Below are 16,105 nucleotides of genomic sequence, written 5' to 3'. Positions count from 1 at the left end.
TTTGTAGCCGACGCGACCCGGAACGCCTTGCGTTGCGTCAACGACGGGAGATGGAAATCCGCTGCAGTTTCATGACATTGCGATGACGATTGCATGTTGAACCAAGGTCGCACGGCCATCTCGCCGGGCTCAGTCCTTGCGGTGCGGCACTCCCGACGAGTCGTGCCAAGGCTCGATCCTCGCAACTTCCGTCTATGCTTCGCGCAGCCGGGTGATATCGTTCTCCATTCGCCGGTCCGAAGTGCCCTGCTTCCCACGGCAGGGTCTCTTCACGGACTTCAATCGGTGGCGGCAGTGTCCCGAATCCAAAGCCGGCCTCGTTTCGCAGTGGCCCCCTCAGGGAATTGCGGATTCGAAGGACAAAAAGGGTCTTGGATTTTGGCGCGCCTTTGAATCGAAGTCCCATGAATAATGCACGCATAAATTGAGCTGAACTTCAAGTTCGCTGCACTAGGAAATGCCTGACCATGAATCGCGTCGTCTGGTTACGAAAGAAGGAAGACGATCGTGAGCCTGCCCAAGCACCTGTTGCCGACGTCAGTGGTTGGAAGCTATCCGCAGCCGGGCTGGCTGATCGATCGCGCGTTGCTGTCGAAATCGGTGCCGCGCATCCGCATGCAAGGCCTCTGGCGCGTTCCGAAACCGCAATTGGAAGAAGCGCAGGATGACGCCACCACCGTCGCCATCCGCGACATGGAGCGCGCCGGCATCGATATCGTCACCGATGGAGAAATCCGCCGCGAGAGCTACTCCAATCGCTTCGCCACCGCGCTCGATGGGATCGATACCGACAATCCCGCCGTCATCGTCTCGCGATCCGGACTGAAGACACCGGTCCCGCGCGTCGTTGCCCCCCTCAGGCGTCATCACCCGATCGAACTGCGCGACCTTGAGTTCCTGCGCGGTCAGACCGACCGCACTGCCAAGATCACCCTGCCGGGCCCGTTCACCTTGAGCCAGCAGGCGAAGGACGAATTCTACGGAGATGAAGAAGCGCTGGCGATGGCGTTCGCCGAGGTGGTCAATGCCGAGGCGCGCGATCTGCAGAGAGCGGGCGCCGACATCATCCAGCTCGATGAGCCGTGGGTGCGCAATAACCCCGACGCCGCGCGACGCTATGCGGTCAAGGCGATCGACCGCGCGCTCGATCGCATCACGATTCCGACTGTGGTGCATGTCTGCTTCGGCTATGCCGCGATTGTGCCCGGCTCGACCAAGCCGACGGGCTATCCTTTCCTGATCGAGCTGGCCGACAGCCAAGCGCAGCAGATCTCGATCGAGGCGGCGCAACCGCGGCTCGACCTCGGCGTGCTCAGGGACTTCGCCAGCAAGACGATCGTGCTGGGCGTGCTCGATCTCGGCGATCCCGAGATCGAGCCGGTCGCTGTCATCGCCGAGCGGATTCGCAGCGGTCTCAGATATGTCGCGCCTGGTCGACTGGTGCTGGCGCCGGATTGCGGCATGAAATACCTGGCCCGCACCACCGCCTTCGGCAAGCTGAGGGCGATGTGCGCGGCCGCCGCCCGCGTGCGTGACGAGATCAGCTGATCAGCTGACGACGGCTTTGGGCCCAAGCTCAGCTCTGCTCCGATACATACTGCGCAATGCCGTTGCCGAACGACCAGTTCTCCGGCACGACTTCTACAAGGTTGATGAAGATGTCCTCGGGCCGCAGCCCGGGATCCTTGGTCAGCTGGGCCACGATCTCACGATAGAGCGCCTGCTTCTTGGCGAGCGGACGCGTATTGCTGACCGTCATCTGGATCATGACGAGATCGTCGCTGCGGTGAATCCCGAGATAATCGGCGCCGTACCAGAAATCCGGACCGTCATGCTCGTTCACCACCATGAAGCGATCATCCTCCGGCACATCGAACACCTTCCGCTGCGCGCGATAGATGCCCTCGAGGATCGCTTTGCGGTAGGCCGCCGACTTGCCGGACCTAAGTGAAACGCGTGTAAATGGCATTGCCGTCTCCTGAATGCTTCGAACACGGGGCTGAACGTAGCAACGATTTATCATTTTAAAATTCCATGATATGAGATATCAATGATATCGATTTTAAATGGTTGGCGATGAAGTCGTTGGACATCGAGGCGGTGCAGGCCTTCGTGCTGGCCGCGGACCTGAAGAGCTTCACGCGTGCGGCGGAGGCGCTGGAGACGACGCAATCGGCCGTCAGCCTCAAGATCAAGCGGCTTGAGGACGGGCTTGGCCGCAGGCTCTTGGACCGCACACCGCGCCATGTCCAGCTCTCTGCGGACGGCAGCGCATTCCTGGAACCGGCACGCGCGCTCACCGCTGCGCATCAGCTCGCGTTGCAGTCGTTCGGCGCCGCATCACGCCGCCTGACGGTCGGCATGAGCGACCACATCGTCGGTGCCGATCTGCCGGTGTTGCTGAAACGAATGAAGCGCGCCGAGCCCGGCCTCGTGCTGGAGATCCGCATCGCTGCATCGCGCGACGTGCTCGACGAGTTCGACCGCGGCATCGTCGATGCGGCAATCGTATTCCGTCACGACAATCGCCGGCGCGGGGGCGAGCCCATCGTGAAGGAAAGTTTCGGCTGGTTCGCCGCTCCGGATTTCACCTACCGTCCCGGTGAGCCGCTGCCGTTGGCGACGCAGGCCGAACCCTGCAGCGTGCGCAACCTCGCCATCGGTGCCTTGAAGGCGGCCCGAATTCCCTGGCGCGAGGCGTTCGTCGGAGGCGGCCTCGGCACCATCGGTGCGGCTGTCGCTGCCGGACTAGCGGTTGCCGCACTGGGGCAGCGTGTGGCGCCGCGCGGTACCATCGAGGTCGGCGCACAGTTCGGCTTGCCGCCACTGCCGGCGCGCGATGTCGTCATGCACGCAAAAGTGACCGACGCGCGGGCCCGGGCCTCGCTCAAGACGCTGGCCGCAGCGTTACGAGCCAGCACCGGCTGAGCCCCGCTCGCCACGGGGATCGCAGGCGCGCGGTCAAACACCGAGTCGGTCCCGCACCCGGCCGGTCAGCACGGTGGCGGTCACCGCGACCGGCCAGAACGCGTGCAGCGGAATCGGCTTGATGTCCGAGATCGGCATGTCGATCTCGGCTTTGGCTCCGTCGATGAGGCGCCGCGCGAGCTGAGCACCCATCGCAGTGGATAAGGCGACGCCGCGGCCATTGCACCCCAGCGAGACCAGGAGATTGTCGGCCGGCTCATGCACATGCGGGTAATGGTCGGCTGTGATCGCAAGCCGGCTGTTCCAGCCATGAGTCCAGGCGATACCCTTCAGTTGCGGCCACAGCCGCTCTGCATAGCGAATGAGATATGAGATGTCGGTCGGGCTCTTGATCCAGCGCATCGGCCCGCGCCCGCCCATCAGCAGGCGATTGTGCTGATCGATCCGATAATAGACCGTGATGTGGCCGCTTTCGTACAACACCGAGCGCGTCGGCATGATCGCGCGCGCGACCTCATCCGAGAGCGGCGCCGTCGCGGCGATCGAGGAAAACACCGGCACGATGGTGCGGCGCAGGCCGGGCCAGAGATCGTCAGTAAAGCCGTTGGTCGCGAGCAGCACCTTGTCCGCATGTACGCTCGCGCGCGGCGTGGTGATGCGCCAACGGCTGCCATCCCGCGATAAGGATAGCGCCGGCGTCTCGCCGTGAACCGAAGCGCCGGCTGCGATCGCAGCACGCGCCAGACCCCGCGCATAGCTGAGAGGATGCAGATCGCCGCCGCGACTATCCAGGATGGCGCAGAGATAGCGGTCGGTACCGGTCCTCTCGCGCAACTCAGCGCGATTCAGGAGCTTGACCGGCATGCCGCGGCGGATGCATTGCTCGGCGGTGGCACGGATACCGCTCGCGGCAGCCTCGTTGTAGGCCGCCCGCAAGGTGCCGTTCTGTCGCGCCTCGCAGGGGATCTGATAGCGGCGGATCAGATCGAGCGTGAAGTTGGTCGTGCCATAGGCAAACGCGACCATGCGCCGGCCGAGATCTGTGCCGAAATCAGCCTCGATCTGCTCGGGGTCATGTTTCAGGCCGGGATTGATCTGGCCGCCATTGTTGCCCGAGGCGCCCCAGCCCGGCTCCTGCGCCTCCAGCACGATGGCCTGCACGCCCTGCTCGGCCAGATGCAGCGCGGTCGAGAGCCCGGTGAAGCCGCCGCCGATGATGGCCACGGGAAAGTGTTTGTCCGCTTCAAGCGGCGGAGTGGCGACCGATGCCACCGCCGTATCGGCATAGAGACTCGGTGGCAGCGGGAATCGAACGGGCCCGGTCATTGCGCGATCTCTTAGAGTGGGTGCAGCACGCGACGCAGGAAATCCTGCGTGCGCGGATGCTGCGGCTGGTTGAGCAGGCTCTTCGCCGGCCCCTGCTCGACGATGACGCCGCCGTCGATGAACAGCACGCGGTCGGCGACCTCGCGGGCAAAGCCCATTTCATGGGTGACGACGACCATGGTCATGCCATCGTCGGCGAGCTTGCGCATCACCGAGAGCACCTCACCGACCAGTTCCGGATCGAGCGCCGAGGTCGGCTCGTCGAACAGGATCGCCTTCGGCTGCATGGCGAGCGCACGGGCGATCGCAACCCGCTGCTGCTGACCGCCGGAGAGCTGCGGCGGATGGGCTTCGGCCTTGTCGGCCAGGCCGACGCGCGCAAGTAGCGCGCGGCCGCGCGCGATCGCCTCAGAGCGCGGCTCCTTCTTCACGAACAGCGGACCTTCGATCACGTTCTCCAGAGCAGTCCGATGCGGGAACAAGTTGAAGCGCTGGAACACCATCGAGACCTGGGTGCGGATCGCGACGATCGAGCGTGAGTCGCGGTCGACGCGGAGGCCTTCGACATGGATCGCGCCGCTGTCATAGCTCTCCAGGCCGTTGATGCAGCGGAGAATGGTCGACTTGCCGGAGCCGGACGGCCCGATGATACAGACCACCTCGCCCTTCTCGACCGAGGCCGTGATGCCCTTCAGCACCTCGTTGCGCCCGAAGCGCTTGTGGACGTCCGCAAGCTCGATCATCGGTGCGGCCCCCGCTTCTCGAAATGCCGCACCAGGAGGATCAGCGGGATGCTCATGGTCAAATACATCAGCGCCACCAGCGTGAACACGCTGGTGTTCTTGAAGGTCGAGGACGCAATCAGCTTGCCCTGCAATGCGAGCTCGGCGACCGTGATGGTCGAGGCCTGCGAGGAATCCTTCAGCATCATGATCATGACGTTGCCATAGGGCGGTAGCACGATCCGCACCGCCTGCGGCAGGATCACGCGCCGCATCGTCAGCCACCAGCTCATGCCGATCGCCTGCGCCGCCTCGATCTGGCCCTTGTCGATCGCCTCGATGCCGGCGCGAAAATTCTCCGCCTGATAGGCGGAATAGGCGACGCCGAGCCCGATGATCGCGGCCTGCAGCGCGGTCAGGGATACACCGAGATCGGGCATCACAAAATAGAGATAGAACAGCAGCACGATGATCGGAATGCCGCGGATCATGTTGATCAGCGCCGCGCTGCCCCATGACAGCGCGCGGATGCCGGAAACCCGCATCATCGCCCAGATCAGGCCGAGCAGGGTCGAGACCACCAGCGAACCGAGCGTGACGACGATCGTCAGCGCGACGCCGTTCAACAGGATCGGCAGGAACTCGACGGCGTCGCGCGCAAACTTCTCCATGAGAGCGCCAAATCAGAGATCTTGAGCCTTCAGGCCCCATTTATCGAGGATCTTGGCGACCGTACCGTTCTGCTTCAGCTTCGCCAGCGACGCATTGATCTTGCCGAGCAGCTCCTGATCGGCCTTGCGCACGCCGATGCCGACCGAGCCGATGATGGTCGGCTTATAGCTCTCGACGATGCGCACCTCGGGAAATCCGCCCTGCTTCAGATTGTAGGCGAGGATCGGATAGTCGGCGAAGCCGGCCTTGAGCCGCCCAGCGTTCACGTCGCGCATGATGTCGGGGATGGTGTCGTAAGCCTTCACGTCGCTGAACTGGCCGGTCTTCTTCAGCGCATCGACAAAGGCCGTGCCGACCTGGGCACCGACCACCTGCCCCTTGAACTCGTCATAATTCGCGTAGTCCTTGGCGTCGCTCTTCGGCACCACCAGGCCTTCGCCGTAGGTGTAGATCGGATCGGAGAAGTCGATCACCTCCTTGCGGGCGGGAGTGATGAACATCGCGGCCGCGATGATGTCGACCTTGTTGGCATTGAGCGCGGCGATCAGCGCCGAGAACTGCATCGGCTCGATCTGCACCGAGAAGCCGGCATCCTTGCCAATCTCGGTGATCAGATCGACCATCAGGCCCTGGATGGTCTGGGTCTTGGTGTCGAGGAAGGTAAAAGGAATACCGGTCGGCGTGCTCCCGACCTTCAGCACCTGCTCGGCCGCGGCCGGAACGCTTGTTGCAGGGCTCGCGAGAAGCAACGTCCCCAGCACGAATTGGGCGAAACGCTTGACCAGCATGGCACGACCTCCTCCGGGCCCAGCTCCCGCACCGATTGCGCGCTTGGGGGCGCATGCGGCTTGGACCAGGCCGTTTTCATCTATATGAAAATTTGATCATCATGCGCTGGACTTGGCAAGCGGATTTCATGCAAATGAAAAAGGCTGAAAGAACCGGATAACGACGCAGGAATGGGCAAACAGGCATCCAGAGCCAAATCCAGGGCCGAGACGAAGCCGGCCGAGCCGGCGATGGACGTGGCGGTCGGGCAGCGGCTGCGCGAGCTCCGGCACGGCGCCAACCTGTCGCTGGAAACGGTCGCAGGCCGCAGCGCACTCTCGGTCGGCTTCCTCAGTCAGGTCGAGCGCGGCTTGTCATCACCGTCGCTGCGGGTGCTGGCAACGCTGGCCGACGTGCTCGGCGTCGGCATCGCCGCGCTGTTCGGCGGCGCCAATGCCAGCTCGGATGCCGCATCCGGCATCGTGACACGCGCGGGCGAGCGCGCCGAGCTTAAGCTGTGGCGCAGCGGAATTTCAAAGCAGCTGCTGCATCCGACCGGCACCGACGGCAAGCTCAATCTGTTCCTGGTGCATATGGAGCCCGGCGGCTCGACCGGCGACGAGCTCTACACCCATGACGGCGAAGAGGCCGGGCTGGTGCTCGAAGGCGAGATGATTCTGACCGTCGACGACGAGACCTGGACGCTGACCAGCGGCGACAGCTTCCGCTTCGCCAGCCGCCGCCCGCATCGCTTCAGCAATCCGGCCAAGCGGGCCAAGGCCGTGGTGCTGTGGGTGAACTCGGTCACGTAGACCCATAACCCTTCAGATCGCGTCGGCGCGCTCCAGCGTATCGATCGTCACCACGCCATGCGCGCGCGACACGCACGGGCAGAGCTTGCGGTTCTCGTGCTTCTGATGCTCGCTGAAGAAGACGTCGCGGTGATCGATCTCACCCTCGATCGCGACCACGTCGACCGCGCAGACACCACACTCGCCGCGGCGGCAATCGGACATGATCTCGTGGCCGGCGGCGTTCAGGACGTCGAGCATCGAGCGGTCGCGCGGCACCACGATCTCCTCGCCGCTCTCGCGCAGGCGCACCCGGAACGGCTCGGCCGCGAAGCGGCCGCTGGAGCCAAAGGTCTCGTAGCTGAGATCGCTTGTCGCCCGGCCGCATGAGGCCCAGGCGCGACGCGCCTCCTCCAGCATCCGCATCGGGCCACAGAACAACACGACAGCATCGGACGGCAGCGTGGCAAACAGCTGCGCGAGATTAAGCCGCTCGCCTTCGCCCGCCGCGTAGAAGGTCACGCGCTCGCCAAGCGTAGCCTTCAGCTCGTCGGCATAGGCCGCATCGGCCCGCGAGCGCACCGCATAATGCAGCGCGACGTTCGGCGTCTTGCGCAGCAACGCCTGCGCGGCGCCGACCAACGGCGTGATGCCAATGCCGCCAGCGATAAGACAATAGTGCCCGCGCTGCCAGTCGACCTGCAACAGCGAGGCCGGGCTTGTCACCTGCAGCCGGGCGCCCGGCTGCAGCGACCACAGATAGCGCGAGCCGCCACGCGAGTCCTCGGCGCGCCGAACCGCGATACGATAGCCCGCCGCATCAGCTTCTCCGACCAGCGAATAAGAGCGCACATCCGGCTGACCATCGATGAGCACGCCGACCTTGATATGGCTGCCGAGCGCGTAAGGCGCGCAGGCATAATGATCCGGCCGCACAGTGAATTCGCGGATGCCCGGCGTGAGGTCGCGGATCGCGACCAGCGTGGCGGAACTCCAATTGTCTTCGAACCGCATGGTCGTCTCCTGTCAGCTCGCGCTCGGCGTCTTGATCAGCGCCGAGGCCGGGACCAGATCGAAATGACTGCGCGTCTTCAGCGCTGCCCGCAGGTTGCGCGCGGCAAGGCGGGCATGCTCGCGCATGATGCTTTCGGCCCGCGCGCCCTCGCGGTTCTCGATCGCATCGAGCACGATGCGGTGGTGATCCTGCGCCAGCAGCAGGATGTGATGAGCCTCCGGCAGCGCCGACTGCGCCATCACGAAGCCGCTCGGCGAAGCAAAGGGCAGCGCGCAGGCGCGGTCGACCTGGCGGATCACGGGCGGGCTGCGCGAGAGCTCGGCGAGCAGCGCATGAAACCGCGCATTGAGCGCGACATAGGACGAGAACGCCTCGATCGAGATCGGATCCTGCGCGACCAGATCGTCGATCTGCGCCAGACACTCGCGCAACGGCTCGAGATCCCGCACCGAGACGCCGCGCTCGGCCGCGAGCCGCGCCGCCAGCCCTTCGAGCGTGCCGCGCAGCTCAATGGAATCGAGGATGTCGCGCTCGGAAAACGATTTGATCATGAAACCGCCGGAGGGGATCGTCTCCAGCAGCCCCTCCTCCTCGAGCCGCACCAGCGCCATGCGCACCGGCGTGCGTGAGGCACCGGTAGCCTCGACCGCCTGCAACTCGCTGACGCGCTCGCCAGGCCGCAGAGATCCCGAGAGGATCAGGTCACGCAGCGCCAGCTGGGCCCGTACGGTCTGCGACACGGAGCGATCGGCTTCGCGCTCGGCCATCGCGATCACTCCGCGGCTTCACGCAAGGGCGTTTCGCGCGCGATCATGCGATCGATGATCCGCCGCGACCACATCGCGCCGGCATCGATGTTGAGGTTGTAGAACACGCGGCCGGGATTCTCATCCATCGCGCGCTGCTGCGCCTCCAGGATCAGCTCGTCCTCGCGGAAGATGCCGGAGACACCCTCGCGGATCTCGGTCGTCAGCCGCTGCTCGGAGAGCTGGTAGTTGCGCACGAAGGCCCAGAAATAGTGGCAGGTGCGCTCGGTTTCCGGCGTGATCGTGTTGAGCACCATGCCGTTGACGCCCTGCGAACGATCGCCCTCCGGCGCACCGGTCCCCGCCGGGGCCACGCCGACATCGATGGTCACCGTGCACGGCGCCTCGAAGCGGATGATCTGCCAGCGATCGACCAGCCCCTCCTTGCCGAGCTGCTTCGCCCAGAACGGCGGCGGCTCGATGCCGTGCATCCAGCGCGTGACCGTTGCGGTGCGCTCGCCATGGGTGACATCGAACGGCGCCTCGGCCACGGCCTCATTGCCGATCGATGAACCATGCACGAAAGTCTCGTGCGTGAGATCCATCAGATTGTCGACCACGAGGCGATAGTCGCATTTGACATGGATGGTCTTGCCGTCACCCGCCCAGGCCGGATCATGATTCCAATGCATGTCCGGAATATCAGCGGGATCGGCCAGCGCCGGATCGCCCATCCACAGCCAGATGAAGCGATGGCGCTCGATCGCGGGATAGGCGCGCACGCAGGCCGACGGGTTGATGGTCTCCTGCGAGGGCATGAACGTGCAGCGGCCCTGCGCATTGAATTTCAGGCCGTGATAGCCGCAGACGACGGTGTCGCCTTCGAGCCGCCCCTTCGACAGCGGGACCAGGCGGTGCCAGCAGGCATCCTCGAGCGCGGTCACCGTGCCGTCGGCCTTGCGGTACATCACCACGTGCTTGCCGCAGATCGTGCGCGGCAGCAGCGCCTGCTTCACCTCGGCGTCCCAAGCGGCGGCGTACCAGGCATTCATGGGAAAGGCGGCGGCCATGGCAATTTCCTCGCGTCCGTTTTTATTGGATGCGAACTGTATACAATAATCCTGACTTCTCGCGCAAGATCCTTTGATTTCAAGCAGGCGATGGAAGTTTATGTATACATAAAATGAACCGAGTTACTTTTTGCCTATCATAATACCTCAAATAGGCCTGCAGGCCTCCCTGATCCTCCGACCAGAAAGGCGCCGAGAGTCGCGGCCTAAAGCCCCTCGCCCCTGAGCCAGGCCGCCCCGCGGGCGTAGAGCGCCTCGACCTCCGGCCCTTTCAGCCCCGGCATGTCGCGCTTCACCGTGTAGCCGATCCGGGTCTGCAGATAGGCGAGATGGCGATAGCCGACCGGAAATTGCTCCAGCAGCGCATGGTCCAGCGCCGGCACGGCGCCCGGCGTCACCGGATCCATACGGTCCTTCTCATAGATCGGCTGGCGCAGCACGATGCCCCATGTGTCCCCGCGCTTTTCGAGAAAGTCATAGAAGCGCCCGGTGCAGAGCACGTCGCACAGCACGCCTTCGACCTCGGCGCGCTGCGAGATCGTCATCTTGGTCTGGCTGATGGCGCGATGGCCTGCGAGATCGACCGAGATGCCGCCGAGGAAGTGCAGGATGTTGACGCCCTTGGCCCAGGCCTGCTTGCTGATCTCGATGAACTCATCGCCGGTGCCTTGGGTCCAGGTCGCCATCATGCGCCCGTCCGGATGCCACACGGTGCGAAAGCGCTCCCAGTCACCGGCATCGCGCCAGATCGCCCAGTTCTGCAGGAGCTCGTGGATCTGCCTGATGTCTTCGATCTCGGCGGCGGTCTTGGTCATGGCGGCGTTTCCTTTTCGTTGTCGGCTGCTGGATACATGTATCCGGCGACCGCTGCAAAGCTGACATGTCGCATGCTGACAAAGGCTGTCCAGAGGCGCGCCTCATACTCAGTGTCGTCCCGGGCTTGACCCGAGACCCATAGGCACCCCCGGCGATTGGCTGCGGGAAGCGGATCGACCATCGTGCCTCGAATATCTCCCTGGGGTTATGGGTCCCGGATCTGCGCGCGTTACACGCGCTTGTCCGGGACGACAGCAAAGACCTGGTCGACAGCTTCGAGGACAACGCCGCCATCATCGAAATCAGGGAGACGAGCAGATTTGTCCCGCGGCGTTCGACGCCCGAGTGATGCGGCAGTCATGTCCCTCCAAGAATTCGAGAGAGCGCGAGGAAGGCCGGGAGCTCGCCGCCCCCATGGCCCGCCTGCAAAAGAAAAGCAGGCGGCAGTCACCACAGGTTCGGCCGAGACATCCCGGCCGTCCCCGCGCGAATGGTTTTAACGGCTGCTTCGAGCTCTCCCCGGGGACCGGCTTGATTGCCCCCGTAGCGACAATGCGCCAAAGCGCACTGCGCAGACATCAGCACCGGGATGTCAGGACCACACGACTTGACCGTCCGACGCCACATCAGTCGTCTTGCGCGAAGCGCCTGACGCGACAACGTCCATCGCAGCCCACCTCAACGTATCGTGACGACGCGTACGTCCCTCTGCACGAGGCGGGATATCAGGAGATAAGCACAATTTCTGAAAAACAGCAATCGAATAATTGCCGTCCGAGACCTGGAATGTGTGATCGCCTTGGAAACACGCGCGAACTTCTTTTTTGCGCGGCTGCGTTTTGTTGAGCGTCGCCGACCTGAACACTACGGCCGCAACCATTGGTCCGCGAGAGCACAATGTGATACAATTACCGGAGCGTCCTAAGATAAGGACTAGCCCGCCATGACTGAGCGCAAACCGCTGGGAGCGAGCTGGGAATCGTGGGTCGAGGCGCGGATCCGGGTCGCCCAGGATCAGGGCGCTTTCGACAATCTGCCGGGAGCCGGCAAGCCGCTTACCGATCTCGGCCAGGAGCATGACCCGCTGTGGTGGGTGAAGCAGCTGATCAAACGCGAGCAGATCTCGATGCTGCCGCCGGCGCTCGAGCTACGGCGCAAGATCGAAAAGGAACTGGCGACGATCGAGACGCTTCCGGACGAAACGGCCGTTCGTCGTCGTATTTCCGCGCTCAACGCCGAGATCGCAAAGGTGAACGCGACCGTGCTGGAGGGGCCGCCGACCCAGCTCGGCGTGCTGGACGCTGATCAGGTCGTCGCGCGTTGGCGAAGCCGAGCCACAGACAGAGGTGCGTAGGATGGGTTGAGCCGAAGGCGAAACCCGTCTTCGTCATCATACGCTGATAGCCGATGGGTTTCGCTCCGCTCAACCCATCCTACGTGCTTGGTCGTTTGGCGCGGCGCTTCCTTGAAAGTCGATGCAGACCGGATCAAGGCTGACGAATCCGGATCGAGATCACGCGCCCGCCCTTGAGCTCGAAGGAGAAGGGGTGCGGAGGATAGGTCCAGAGCTCGGTGTCCTTCAGTTCGCTCGGCTCGAAATGGCTGGGCTGGCCGAACACGCCCACGAGATCATCGGTGGCGGCCCCGAGCGCGACATGGCTGAAATCATAGCCGGGCGCGGCGGTCCCGCCGGTGACCTGCAGCGCCACGATCTTGTCGGCGGCGATGGTGACGACGAAGTACGGATAGTGCTCGCGCTGGCCGATGAAGTAGATCCAGGCGACCTGGTCCTGCGGCTGTTTCAAGATCCGGTGCGGCGGCCCGAGCACCGACCTGGCACTATCAGCAGCATCGCCGATCACGAGCGGTCCAAGGCGCAGGCAGGCGCGCGCCATCACCGCGATCAGCTGCTCCTGGGACAGCTGTCGCGGAGGAACGACCTTGCAGCCGAACCCGGCTCCGGCCCGGTGCCATTCGCCGCGCAAGTCCTTCAGGTCCGCCGGCAAGCCTTGCGCCGGAGCTGCAGCGGATTGCGCAACGGCAGCCGGGGATGTCGACAGCATGGCGACGATGACCAGCGACAGCGCCGTGCTTGCGCGACTCCGGTTTACTGACATGTCACAGTCCTATTTCCCGCTCTTGCCCGAACCGCCGAACGCGTCGGGATCGAACTTCTGCGGATCCACCGGCTGGTAGTGCGACCATTCCATGTCGGCGATCCCCCCATAGCGCTCGGCCCAGGCCGGATCGGACGTGGCGTTGCCTTGCGCGACCGGACGCAATTCGAAATGCAGGGTCTTGCTGGGACCGACCTCGCCGATCATCTCGCCGTTCTTTACGCGAGCGCCGACGGCAGGCACCTTACCCTTCGAATCGACAAGACGGCCGAGATGGACGTAGCGGGTAAAGACGACGGCATCGTTCGGATAGACGTGCTTGAGCACGACATAGCGGCCGCAGCCGCCGATGATGGGAAGGTCCCCCGGCGCCTGCTCCGCTGCCTCGACCTTGACGACCACGCCGTCCTCCATCGCGGCGACCGGCATGCCCTCCTTGTCTGCCGTCATGTCGATGCCGGGATGATCGCCCAACGTCCAGCAGCCGCATGACGCCATTTTGGCCTCGGATTGCGGCTTTGCCGGCTCCGCAGGCTGCACGGTCTGAAATTCGTTCACCAGAAGTCCCGGACCGTCGGTCGAGGTGAACACGTGGACGGCGTAGAGCGTCAGCTTGCCGCCGACCGGCACCTCGCGCGGCAGGAAGCCGTAGAGGATGTCCTGGACGAAGACCTTGAGGTCCCGCCCCTTGGCCGAGCGCACCGTGATGCAATGGGAGACCCCGAGCCCGTCGACCTGCTCCTTCGTGAAGCCGGACATCGCCATCGATCGCTTCAGCAACTCTGTTGGACAGGCGCCCCCGGCGTCTGCAAGCGTCACCTCGAGCTTGAGCGGCGCGTCGTTGCTGATGTCGACGCCCTTGGCCGGCCGCGGCAACGCCATGAGATCGTCGAGGCTGGCCTCCTTGTAGCGGGCGTAATCGAACGCGGCCTCTGCGCGGCTCCCGGCTGCGAATACGAAGGCCAGCACGACGACCGCCGCCCAGGTCACGAACGGACGCGTCCCAACACGCGTGACGCCAATCATGCAGTCCCCCACTCCCCGGCCGATGTCGCGGACCACCCTATCCGATGTAGCCGTGCAAAAACCACAACCGTCGCGTGGAAATCAAACCGACGCGACCGGACCGTCCTCGGGTGAATGCGTAGAATGGGTTGAGCCGGAGGCGAAACCCATCCTCGATACGGACAAGCCGTTGGCGATGGGTTTCGCTTGACGCTCAACCTATCCTACGGACTGCAATCCGCCTGACCAAGTGCCCGGATACGCACAAGCTCGATCTGTTCCTGTCGTATAACGGTCACTGTTCCAAGACGGTGGTGAGGAGCCCCTCAACGTGATGTTCATGCTGACGGCGCGCGGCATGACGGTCCGCGACTTGGTCATGATGCCCACGAATTTCGATCTTGGCCGTCGTCTTCGCGCGAAAGTGTGAGCGAAAGCTCGGAATCAGAATGGGCTCAGCGACTTCGCGAAGTGATAGGATCAATATTGCTGGGGCGGAATTATCGGCCGGTGATGACCCTTTGAAGGAGGCTTCAATGCACAGGCACATCCTGGGACTGACGACATCTGCCCTCATACTGGCATGCGGCGCTGCGGGTGCCTTGGCACAAACCCAGACCACACCCCAGACCGATCAGCAACAGACGCAGTCGCGTCCCATGGGACAGTATGGCGGCATGATGGGGCCCGGAAGCATGATGGGCGGCAGCATGATGGGACATATGATGGGGGGCGGCATGATGGGTCGCGGCGCGATGGGACGACCTTTGATGCGCATGATGTTTGCCCTGATCGATACCGACAGCGATGGGACTATCTCGCTGCAGGAGTTCCAGGCAGCTCACGAGCGGATCTTCAAAGCGATGGACACCAATAAGGACGGCAAGCTCACGCCGGAGGAGATGGAAGCCTTCATCCACGGGGCCCAGTGATCGACTCATTGCGGCGTGCAGGCTGCCGGAACACAGCCGGCGCCGCGCTGTGGTAAGTCACCGGCCGATTCAAAACCGCTTCTCGGACAGGATGCGCGCGGCGTGTTGCAGCCGGTCGACCGAGCGCTCGGTATCGGTCAATGCGCAGCAGCTGACCAGTGTATCGATGATGGCGAGCTGAGCGACGCGGCTGCTCATGGCCTCGGGACGGTAGCGGGTCTCATTGGCGACGGTATAGAGCAGAACATCGCAATGAGCCGCGAGAGGCGACTTGCCGAGCCGTGTGATGCCGATGGTCCGGGCGCCGGCTTCCCGCGCCAACCGCGTCGCCAGCACCGTCTCGACCGTGCTGCCCGAGTGAGACACCGTCACGGTCGTGACATCACGACCGGTCATGCCCGCGCTGACGGCCTGGACATGGGAATCGACGACAGCGTTCGCAGCAAGCCCGAGCTGCAGCAGGCGATAGGACAGATCCTGCGCGATCGGCGCTGAGCTTCCGATGCCGTAGATCTCAATTCTCCGAGCTTGCCTTAGGAGGCCTGCCGCCTTCGCCAACGATTCCATCGAGAGCAGGCGGCGCGTCTCGTGCAGTGATGCGGCGTGCGCCGCGAAGATGTGATCGGTGACGGTGGTCGGATCGTCGCCCCGATGCAGATCCTCCTGGATCAGGCGAACCGGCTCGATCAGATCCCGCGCCAGAAGAATCTTCAGCTCCTGAAACCCGCGCACGCCGACCCGTCGGCAAAACGAGACGATGGTGCCCTCGCTGACTCCACATGTCTCGGCCACCTCGGTGATTGACATGTGAATGAAGGACTCAGGTTGCGCGAGGATCAGCTCGGCGATCTGCCTGGCTTTCGGAGGAAGATCCGTCTGCAATTCACGCACGCGGGATAGGATGCCGTTGACGGCCGGTCCTGCATTCAAGGTCGAAACTGTCACCCGCGCCCTCGCGAACTACGTGAGAATCCGTCTGGTGGATCGGCTGGAGCAAAGTGCAGCCCCGGTTGTGATGTCAATCGCCGCGTGATTGCCGGACGTGTCCGGCCCACTCACGCCACCCTGCACTCCGCTCCCGCATGCACTCGCCCCTGGCCTGCTCCGCCGTCCCGCAATGTCACTGGCGGGTTGCCCGCCGACGCGATCACCCCATCCTGCCTGGTCCCAACGTTATACTGAGAAAAACTCAGAATA

The 16,105-nt window shown here is 63.8% G+C and carries 17 protein-coding genes; 5 read left to right on the top strand and 12 right to left on the bottom strand.

Translation table 11 applies throughout. The annotated features are described in order from the left end of the window. The first annotated feature begins 513 nt into the window (after positions 1 to 513). Positions 514 to 1,548 (top strand): 5-methyltetrahydropteroyltriglutamate--homocysteine methyltransferase, encoded by a 1,035-nt coding sequence (locus tag ACQR1W_RS16910; RefSeq protein WP_434851868.1) that lies wholly within the window; start codon positions 514 to 516, stop codon positions 1,546 to 1,548. A 28-nt stretch (positions 1,549 to 1,576) separates the two neighbouring features. Here the strand turns inward: ACQR1W_RS16910 and ACQR1W_RS16905 are convergent, their stop codons facing one another. Continuing rightward, positions 1,577 to 1,969: a tautomerase family protein gene (locus tag ACQR1W_RS16905; protein WP_434851811.1), complete on the bottom strand. Its 393-nt coding sequence runs from the start codon at positions 1,967 to 1,969 to the stop codon at positions 1,577 to 1,579. Positions 1,970 to 2,076: 107 nt separating this feature from the next. Between ACQR1W_RS16905 and ACQR1W_RS16900 the strand changes: the two genes are divergently transcribed. Beyond that, complete coding sequence (locus ACQR1W_RS16900; protein WP_434851810.1) at positions 2,077 to 2,928, top strand: LysR family transcriptional regulator; 852 nt, start codon at positions 2,077 to 2,079, stop codon at positions 2,926 to 2,928. 33 nt (positions 2,929 to 2,961) lie between these two features. On the opposite strand, the gene ACQR1W_RS16895 is transcribed toward ACQR1W_RS16900, so the two are convergent. Genes ACQR1W_RS16895 through ACQR1W_RS16880 form a run of 4 tightly spaced genes read right to left on the bottom strand, consistent with a single transcriptional unit; the run spans position 2,962 to position 6,436 of the window. Beyond that, positions 2,962 to 4,254: an FAD-dependent oxidoreductase gene (locus ACQR1W_RS16895; protein WP_434851809.1), complete on the bottom strand. Its 1,293-nt coding sequence runs from the start codon at positions 4,252 to 4,254 to the stop codon at positions 2,962 to 2,964. A gap of 11 nt (positions 4,255 to 4,265) precedes the next feature. Further along, positions 4,266 to 4,997, bottom strand: a complete 732-nt coding sequence (locus ACQR1W_RS16890; RefSeq protein ID WP_434851808.1) for an amino acid ABC transporter ATP-binding protein — start codon at positions 4,995 to 4,997, stop codon at positions 4,266 to 4,268. Beyond that, complete coding sequence (locus ACQR1W_RS16885) at positions 4,994 to 5,647, bottom strand: amino acid ABC transporter permease (RefSeq protein ID WP_434851807.1); 654 nt, start codon at positions 5,645 to 5,647, stop codon at positions 4,994 to 4,996. The genes ACQR1W_RS16890 and ACQR1W_RS16885 overlap by 4 nt, the downstream gene beginning before the upstream one ends. Positions 5,648 to 5,659: 12 nt before the next feature. Continuing rightward, positions 5,660 to 6,436 carry an ABC transporter substrate-binding protein gene (locus ACQR1W_RS16880; protein WP_008972274.1) on the bottom strand — a complete coding sequence of 259 codons (777 nt, stop codon included), beginning with the start codon at positions 6,434 to 6,436 and terminating at the stop codon, positions 5,660 to 5,662. Positions 6,437 to 6,607: 171 nt separating this feature from the next. Between ACQR1W_RS16880 and ACQR1W_RS16875 the strand changes: the two genes are divergently transcribed. Beyond that, positions 6,608 to 7,228, top strand: a complete 621-nt coding sequence (locus ACQR1W_RS16875) for a cupin domain-containing protein (RefSeq protein ID WP_434851806.1) — start codon at positions 6,608 to 6,610, stop codon at positions 7,226 to 7,228. Positions 7,229 to 7,240: 12 nt separating this feature from the next. Here ACQR1W_RS16875 and ACQR1W_RS16870 read toward each other — a convergent pair whose 3' ends face one another. The 4 genes from ACQR1W_RS16870 to ACQR1W_RS16855 all read right to left on the bottom strand — a co-directional run bounded on the left by ACQR1W_RS16870 (position 7,241) and on the right by ACQR1W_RS16855 (position 10,853). Then, entirely contained in the window at positions 7,241 to 8,221 is a 981-nt protein-coding gene (locus tag ACQR1W_RS16870) for a PDR/VanB family oxidoreductase (protein WP_434851805.1), read from the bottom strand. A 12-nt stretch (positions 8,222 to 8,233) separates the two neighbouring features. Next, on the bottom strand, positions 8,234 to 8,989 hold the full coding sequence (locus ACQR1W_RS16865) for a GntR family transcriptional regulator (protein WP_008972271.1): 756 nt from the start codon (positions 8,987 to 8,989) through the stop codon (positions 8,234 to 8,236). A gap of 5 nt (positions 8,990 to 8,994) precedes the next feature. Then, positions 8,995 to 10,038 (bottom strand): Rieske 2Fe-2S domain-containing protein, encoded by a 1,044-nt coding sequence (locus tag ACQR1W_RS16860; protein ID WP_434851804.1) that lies wholly within the window; start codon positions 10,036 to 10,038, stop codon positions 8,995 to 8,997. 206 nt (positions 10,039 to 10,244) lie between these two features. Then, positions 10,245 to 10,853 carry a nuclear transport factor 2 family protein gene (locus tag ACQR1W_RS16855; protein ID WP_434851803.1) on the bottom strand — a complete coding sequence of 203 codons (609 nt, stop codon included), beginning with the start codon at positions 10,851 to 10,853 and terminating at the stop codon, positions 10,245 to 10,247. Positions 10,854 to 11,797: 944 nt separating this feature from the next. Between ACQR1W_RS16855 and ACQR1W_RS16850 the strand changes: the two genes are divergently transcribed. After that, positions 11,798 to 12,208: a DUF1992 domain-containing protein gene (locus ACQR1W_RS16850; protein WP_434851802.1), complete on the top strand. Its 411-nt coding sequence runs from the start codon at positions 11,798 to 11,800 to the stop codon at positions 12,206 to 12,208. A 133-nt stretch (positions 12,209 to 12,341) separates the two neighbouring features. Here ACQR1W_RS16850 and ACQR1W_RS16845 read toward each other — a convergent pair whose 3' ends face one another. Then, entirely contained in the window at positions 12,342 to 12,971 is a 630-nt protein-coding gene (locus ACQR1W_RS16845) for a hypothetical protein (RefSeq protein WP_434851801.1), read from the bottom strand. A 9-nt stretch (positions 12,972 to 12,980) separates the two neighbouring features. After that, the gene (locus ACQR1W_RS16840) at positions 12,981 to 13,997 is read right to left on the bottom strand and encodes a M23 family metallopeptidase (RefSeq protein ID WP_434851800.1); all 1,017 of its coding nucleotides are present in this window, start codon (positions 13,995 to 13,997) and stop codon (positions 12,981 to 12,983) included. Positions 13,998 to 14,512: 515 nt separating this feature from the next. On the opposite strand from ACQR1W_RS16840, the gene ACQR1W_RS16835 reads away from it, so the two are divergent. Then, entirely contained in the window at positions 14,513 to 14,908 is a 396-nt protein-coding gene (locus ACQR1W_RS16835; protein WP_434851799.1) for an EF-hand domain-containing protein, read from the top strand. 69 nt (positions 14,909 to 14,977) lie between these two features. Here ACQR1W_RS16835 and ACQR1W_RS16830 read toward each other — a convergent pair whose 3' ends face one another. After that, positions 14,978 to 15,853 carry a MurR/RpiR family transcriptional regulator gene (locus ACQR1W_RS16830; RefSeq protein WP_434851798.1) on the bottom strand — a complete coding sequence of 292 codons (876 nt, stop codon included), beginning with the start codon at positions 15,851 to 15,853 and terminating at the stop codon, positions 14,978 to 14,980. Positions 15,854 to 16,105 lie beyond the last annotated feature (252 nt).

The sequence above is a fragment of the Bradyrhizobium sp. HKCCYLS1011 genome (genome assembly GCF_051167795.1).
Lineage (GTDB): Bacteria > Pseudomonadota > Alphaproteobacteria > Rhizobiales > Xanthobacteraceae > Bradyrhizobium.
Note: the sequence above shows the minus strand (reverse complement) of the source record. Positions and strands in the feature narration are given on the sequence as shown.